This window comes from Accumulibacter sp., assembly GCF_023806635.1.
In the GTDB taxonomy this organism is placed as follows: domain Bacteria; phylum Pseudomonadota; class Gammaproteobacteria; order Burkholderiales; family Rhodocyclaceae; genus Accumulibacter.
Genome location: NZ_JAMTDQ010000026.1, coordinates 26,072 through 32,147 on the forward strand (window position 1 = coordinate 26,072; position 6,076 = coordinate 32,147).

Here is a 6,076-nt window from a genome sequence, read left to right on the forward strand (position 1 = left end):
AATCGACGAATTCTCTACGAGGAAGGAAGCCGGCGATGAGCGGGCAACGACGAAGGATTGTGATGATCGGCACGCACTTAGAAACCATGGGTGGGATTTCGTCGGTGGTCAATGTGTACCGGGCTGCAGGTTTGTTCGCTCGCTGGCCGATAACCTATATTGCAACGCATTGTGATGGCAGCGGATTGGACAAACTAGGTGCTCTCTTCCGAGGATTCGTGCAGTTTATGGTTCTACTGCTGTCGGGCCGGATCAAGCTGGTACACGCGCACGTCTCTTCGCGCGCCAGTTTCTGGCGGAAGTCCTTGTTTCTCTTGCCAGCGATGGTCTTGAGTATACCGGTTGTGCTGCATTTGCATGGTTCAGAGTTTGCCATTTTCTTCGAGAAAGAATGCGGGGACTGTCGGAAAGCTTTGGTGCGTTTTGTCTTCAACAGAGCCAGCCGGGTCGTCGTTCTGTCTGCAGCGTGGAAACAATGGGTTCAGGGCATGTGCACCAATCCGCATGTTCTGACGATCTACAACCCCGCCCTGTTGCCCCGGCAGTCGACCGAGTGGTCGTGCCGGAAGGCCTATACCGTACTGTGTCTTGGGCGCCTCGGAAAGCGCAAGGGCAGCTACGACTTGCTCGATGCCGTAGCGCAATTAACCAACAAGCATCCTCATGTGAAATTATTGCTTGGTGGGGATGGTGAGATCGAGCAGGTACGTGTTCGCGCTGCCGATTTGGGGATATCCGACCACGTGCACTTGCTGGGTTGGGTCCGGGGAGAGGGCAAGGACAGATACCTTCGGTCGGCAACGATTTATGCCCTGCCTTCCCACAACGAAGGCTTGCCGATGAGTGTCTTGGAGGCTATGGCGGCGAGTCTGCCCATCGTTTCGACGTCAGTCGGGGGGATACCCGAGGCAGTCTCCAGCGGCACCGAGGGATATCTGGTCGAACCCGGGGATATCCCTTCCCTCGTTGCGTGCCTTGATCGTCTGCTCAGTGAGGAAGGGCTGGCCGAACGTATGGGTGTGGCGGCACGGTGCAAAGTGGAAGCAACGTTCTCCGCGCAGGCGATCCTGCCGCAGGTGGAGGCGATCTACCGGGAACTCGGTGCGGCATGAGTTCGCTCGCCTGGAAGATCAACCGGCTGAAGTTGATGAGCCCGGCCGAGTTTGTCTGGCGTACCGCCAAACATGGCCAAAAGATCGCTGCGCGATTTGGTATCGGCACGGCGAAGCGACCGCCCGCTGCCAGCCTTGATGCTCTTGGGAGATCCTTTGTTTGCATCCCGTCGGCGACTAATGACGTGGGTGATCTCATCACGGTAGCTGACGAGATCATCGCGGGTCGTTGGCGTGTTTTTGCGATGGACGCCTTGCCGCTTGGTTTTCCGCCGCGGTGGAACCGCGACCCGAAGACCGGAACGGTGGCGCCGCTTGCTCCAGGTAAGTCGGTCGACTATCGCCGCGAGGAACTCGTCGGCGATATCAAGTACCTTTGGGAGCCGGCCCGGCACCTGGAACTGGTGACGCTGGCTTTGGCTTGGCGCGTATCCGGCAACCCGGCGTATCTGGGCGTCAGCCGGACGCTTCTGGATTCTTGGCTCGAGCAGTGTCCGTATCCACTCGGGGTGCACTGGACAAGCTCGCTGGAACTTGCGGTCCGGCTGGTCAACTGGGCGTTCGCCTGGCATCTGCTGGGCGGCGAGCATTCGCCCCTGTTCTCGGATGCGGATGGCGCGGCGTTTCGCGATCGCTGGCTGGCAAGCGTCTACCAGCACTGTCACTTCATTGCCGGCTATTTTTCCCGCCATTCGTCGGCGAACAACCATCTCTTTGGAGAATACATGGGGCTGTTCGTCGCCAGCCTCAACTGGCCTTGTTGGAGAAAAAGTACTCGCTGGGCGGTACTTGCCAAGGCTGGGTTGGAGGAGGAGGCGGCCCGCCAGAATTTCTCTGACGGTGTGAACAAGGAGCAAGCCGTCTATTACCAGCACGAGGTGATGGACATGATGCTCATCTGCCATGTCGTCGCAACGGCCAACGGCACCTCGTTCTCGGCTCCGTTCATGCAGCGGCTGGAACGGTTGGCGGAGTTCGTGCATTCGCTCATGGATGTGAACGGCAACGTGCCGATGATCGGTGATGCCGACGATGCCGAGATGGTGCGGCTTGCCTACACGCCCGGCTGGAACCGCTTTCGCTCCTTGCTGTGCAGTTGCGCGTTGCTTTTCGGGCGTGCCGATTTCAAGGCGAAGGCCGGAGATTTCGATGCGAAGAATGCCTTGCTGTTCGGTGAGTCAGGGGTACAGCTGTGGCAGGAACTGTCGGCGGCAGGGACCGATACGCCGCGCCGTGAGTTCCCTCAGGGTGGTTACTGGGTGCTGGGCGATCAGTTCGGCAGGCCGAACGAGGTGCGGGCCGTAGTAGACGCCGCACCGCTCGGCTATCTATCGATTGCCGCGCACGGGCATGCGGATGCGTTGAGCCTGATGCTCTCCGTAGGCGGAATGCCATTCCTGATCGACCCAGGCACCTTCGCGTACCACACGCAGAAGAAGTGGCGCGATTACTTCCGCGGTACGTCGGCACACAACACGGTACGCATCGACGGGCAGGATCAATCGGTGATCGGCGGCAATTTCATGTGGCTGGCCAAGGCCAAGGCCACTTGCGAGCAGTGGTCCTCAGACGAGGGCTGCGATCATTTTTTGGGCAGCCATGATGGCTACATGCGCCTCGGCGATCCTGTCCTGCATCGGCGGACGATCGACTTCGACAAGACGGCCAGAGTACTCACCGTCATCGACGAAGTTTCGTGCCAGGCCGTACATGAGGTCGAGCTGTTCTGGCATTTCGCACCGGGGTGTTCGGTATCGCTTTCAGCCAAGCAGGTATTGGCAAGCCACGGGGCGCAACGCCTGCTGATGGATTTTTCCGGTGACGAGAGCGTCGCCGATCTGGTGCAGGGCGATGATTCGGCCCCGCTCGGCTGGTATTCGGAAGCCTTCGACAGCAAGGTGCCGTGCGTGGTCATTCGACAGCGCGCGCACGTCGAGGGCGCCGCGAAATTCGTTTCCATGATTTCCATTATTTCTTGATTCAGGGAGTTCCAATGCAGATCAGTATTTTCGGTATGGGCTATGTCGGTGCAGTCTCGGCGGGCTGCCTCGCCAATGACGGCCACGAGGTGATTGGCGTCGATCCCAACCAGACGAAGGTGGATCTCATCAAAAAGGGCCAAACGCCGATCATCGAAAGGGATATCGGCGAGATGGTGGCCGCGAACACGGCCTCCGGACGCCTGCGTGCGACGACTGATGTTGGCGACGCGGTACGTGGTTCAGACATTTCCCTGATCTGCGTCGGTACGCCATCGCAGTTGAACGGGAATCTCGATCTCTCGTACGTGCGCCGCGTGTGCGAGGAAATCGGTTCGGCAATCAAGGAGAAGGGCGGGTTCCATGTCGTCGTGGCGCGCTCGACGATGCTACCCGGCACGATGCGCAATGTTGTCATCCCCACGCTGGAGCAGTACTCCGGCAAGGTGGCCGGCAAGGATTTCGGTGTCTGCAACAACCCGGAATTCCTGCGTGAGGGCACCGCGGTTCATGACTACTACAACCCGCCGAAGACGGTGATCGGGGAATCCGATCCGCGCGCCGGCGATTTGCTGGTGAAGCTCTACGAGAAGATGGACGCGCCGCTGGTGCGCACGGATATCGAGATCGCCGAGATGGTGAAGTACACCGACAACAACTGGCATGCGCTGAAGGTGGCCTTCGCCAACGAGATTGGCAACCTTTCCAAGGCGCTCGGCATCGACGGCCACAAGGTGATGGAGATTTTCTGCACGGACACGAAGCTGAATCTGTCGCCTTACTACATGAAGCCCGGCTTCGCGTTTGGGGGTTCGTGCCTGCCGAAGGATGTCCGCGCACTCACTTACAAGGGCCGCAGCCTCGATCTCGACCTGCCGATCCTCAATGCAATCATGCCCAGCAACCAGTGTCAGGTTCAGAAGGGCCTGGACATGGTGCTTGCCTATGGCAAGAAGCGGGTCGGTATTCTCGGCTTCGCGTTCAAGGCAGGCACCGATGACCTCCGCGAATCGCCGCTGGTGGAAGTGATCGAATCACTGATCGGCAAGGGCTACGACATGCGTCTTTTCGACCGCAACGTGAACTTGGCGGCATTGACCGGCGCAAACCGCGATTACATCCTGAATCACATCCCGCACATCTCGAAGCTGATGGTCGAGAGTATGAAGGAGGTGCTGGCGTTTGCCGAGGTGATCGTCATCGGCAACGGTGCAAAGGAATTCGCCAGTGTTCTTGATCAGTTGAAACCGGGCCAGGTGGTGGTCGATCTCGTGCGGATCGTTCCGAACAAGAGTGAAGCGGGGCGCTACGATGGCATTTGCTGGTAAGCCGCGACGTGTTCTCGTCATCGTCGAGAACCTGCCTTCTCCCTTTGATCGACGGGTCTGGCAGGAGTCGACGACACTACGTGACGCCGGGTACGAGGTGACGATTATCTGCCCGACGGGCAAGGGGTACGAAAAGGCGTTCGAGGTTGTCGAGGGTATCCACATCTACCGCCACAACCTGCCGATGGAAGCTGAGGGCGCCATCGGTTATGCGCTTGAGTATTCGGCAGCGCTCTTCTGGGAGTTCGTACTGGCTTGGAAAGTGTTGTTCAAGCGCGGGTTCGACGTGATCCATGCGTGTAACCCGCCGGATCTGATCTTTCTGGTTGGCGGATTCTTCAAGATTTTCCTCGGCAAGAAATTCCTGTTCGATCATCACGACATCAACCCCGAGTTGTACGAGGCGAAGTTCAATCGTCGCGACTTCTTCCACAAGCTGATGGTGTTGTTCGAACGGCTGACGTTCAAGACGGCGAACGTTTCGATTGCCACGAACGAATCGTACAAGCGCATTGCCATCGAACGCGGAGGCATGGAGCCGAACAAGGTGTTCGTGGTGCGCAGCGGCCCGAAGCTGGATCGGCTGCGAATCGTGCCGCCAGTTGAAGCATTGAAGCGTGGCCGGAAGCATCTGGTCGGGTATGTGGGCGTAATGGGCAAGCAGGAAGGCATCGATTCTTTGCTGCGGGCAGCAGCGCATATCGTCCATAAACTCGGTCGCCAGGACGTGCACTTCGGGCTGGTCGGCGGTGGCACTTCGCTAGATGAGATGAAGGCCTACGCGCAGGAGATCGGGATTTCCGACTACGTGACATTCACTGGCCGCGTGCCGGATCAAGAGCTTCTCGATATGCTGAATACAGCCGATGTCTGCGTGAACCCCGACGTGGCGAATGAGATGAACGACAAATCCACCATGAACAAGATCATGGAGTACATGGCACTTGGCAAACCGATCGTGCAGTTCGACCTGACCGAGGGCCACTTCTCAGCGCAGGAAGCATCGCTCTATGCGCGCCACAATGATGTAGAGGACATGGCCGCAAAGATCATCGAGTTGCTCGACGATCCTGAAATGCGTCAGCGGATGGGTGAGTTTGCCCGGAATCGGGTAATCAACGAGCTTGAATGGCAGTACGAGGTGCCGAAGTTGCTGGCGGCGTATGAGGAGTTGTTTCGAAAGTAGTCACGCAGTGGTCAAGCCGGTCTCTGTGTGTGCTCCGTCTTGCGGTGGAGTCCAACTCAGTCCAACTCCAACTCCAGACCACCGCGTCCGCGACTACGCGCAGGCTTCCCGCCGAAGCCCACCTTGCCACCAGCGCCGAGGCACAGCTTTCTTCCGCAAGGCGAACAGGGCCTGTCGGGAATCCCTGAAGCTGCAGCCAGAGCGATCGGCTCCGGCTGCAGCTTGCCCTTGGCCTGGATGGAGTGTAAGCGTCCGACACAGCCACCCCTCGGGGGCGCCGCGCTCAGCCTGTCGTCTTCAGTGGCAGCAGTTCGTCGATGCGGCTGTTCGGCCAATTTGGGAGCTTTTCGAGCGTCTCGGTGAGCCAGGCCATCGGTTCGATCCCGTTCAGGCGAGCTGTCTCGAGCAGCGACTGGATCGCCGCGGCGCGTTGGCCGGCAGTCTCGGAGCCGGCGAACAGCCAATTCTTCT

Annotated in this window: 5 protein-coding genes; 4 read left to right on the top strand and 1 reads right to left on the bottom strand. The window is 58.9% G+C overall.

Annotation, left to right across the window (positions count from 1 at the left end; genetic code table 11):
* Nucleotides 1-62 precede the first annotated feature (62 nt).
* Genes NFW30_RS04645 through NFW30_RS04660 form a run of 4 tightly spaced genes read left to right on the top strand, consistent with a single transcriptional unit; the run spans nucleotide 63 to nucleotide 5,605 of the window.
* The gene (locus NFW30_RS04645; RefSeq protein WP_295351949.1) at nucleotides 63-1,112 is read left to right on the top strand and encodes a glycosyltransferase family 4 protein; all 1,050 of its coding nucleotides are present in this window, start codon (nucleotides 63-65) and stop codon (nucleotides 1,110-1,112) included.
* A complete protein-coding gene (locus tag NFW30_RS04650; protein WP_295351952.1) occupies nucleotides 1,109-3,091 on the top strand; it encodes an alginate lyase family protein in 1,983 nt (660 codons plus the stop codon). The genes NFW30_RS04645 and NFW30_RS04650 overlap by 4 nt, the downstream gene beginning before the upstream one ends.
* A 14-nt stretch (nucleotides 3,092-3,105) precedes the next feature.
* A complete protein-coding gene (locus tag NFW30_RS04655) occupies nucleotides 3,106-4,419 on the top strand; it encodes a UDP-glucose/GDP-mannose dehydrogenase family protein (RefSeq protein ID WP_295351954.1) in 1,314 nt (437 codons plus the stop codon).
* Nucleotides 4,403-5,605 carry a glycosyltransferase family 4 protein gene (locus NFW30_RS04660; RefSeq protein WP_295371807.1) on the top strand — a complete coding sequence of 401 codons (1,203 nt, stop codon included), beginning with the start codon at nucleotides 4,403-4,405 and terminating at the stop codon, nucleotides 5,603-5,605. The genes NFW30_RS04655 and NFW30_RS04660 overlap by 17 nt, the downstream gene beginning before the upstream one ends.
* 283 nt (nucleotides 5,606-5,888) lie before the next feature.
* Here the strand turns inward: NFW30_RS04660 and NFW30_RS04665 are convergent.
* Nucleotides 5,889-6,076, bottom strand: a 188-nt coding sequence (locus NFW30_RS04665) for a transposase domain-containing protein (protein WP_295351960.1), incomplete at its 5' end; no start/stop codon positions are given.

Coding starts and splice junctions, on each gene's coding strand:
- NFW30_RS04645 (WP_295351949.1), top strand. CDS start 63: ATGATCGGCACGCACTTAGAAACCATGGGTGGGATTTCGTCGGTGGTC.
- NFW30_RS04650 (WP_295351952.1), top strand. CDS start 1,109: ATGAGTTCGCTCGCCTGGAAGATCAACCGGCTGAAGTTGATGAGCCCG.
- NFW30_RS04655 (WP_295351954.1), top strand. CDS start 3,106: ATGCAGATCAGTATTTTCGGTATGGGCTATGTCGGTGCAGTCTCGGCG.
- NFW30_RS04660 (WP_295371807.1), top strand. CDS start 4,403: ATGGCATTTGCTGGTAAGCCGCGACGTGTTCTCGTCATCGTCGAGAAC.